The sequence below is a fragment of the Pseudomonas sp. SIMBA_067 genome (assembly GCF_046534675.1).
GTDB classification, from domain to species: Bacteria; Pseudomonadota; Gammaproteobacteria; order Pseudomonadales; family Pseudomonadaceae; genus Aquipseudomonas; species Aquipseudomonas putida.
Genome location: NZ_JAWRYH010000405.1, coordinates 1 through 273 on the forward strand (window position 1 = coordinate 1; position 273 = coordinate 273).

Genomic DNA, 273 nt, shown 5'->3' on the forward strand with positions numbered 1-273 from the left:
TAGCGAAAAACCGGTGCCCCCACCACCAGGATGAGGTCGTGCTCCGCCAGGCAGCGGCTGATGCCCGCGATCGAGGCCGGCAGTACTCCACGGAAACACGCATGCCGCGTCGGGAACGGGCAACGTGAGGCCGACGGCGCCACCCAGGCGGTCATGCGCAGCTTTTCCGCCAGTTGCACCGCCAGGCCGTTGGCCCCGCAGCCATCGACATCCGGCCCCAGTACCAGCACGGGGTTGCGCGCCGCCGACAAGCGCTCGCACAGCCCCTGCACC

General features: G+C 70.0%; 1 pseudogene. It reads right to left on the reverse strand.

Annotation, left to right across the window (positions count from 1 at the left end):
* Nucleotides 1-273, reverse strand: a pseudogene (locus SB765_RS29635) (benzoylformate decarboxylase); the annotation flags it as partial.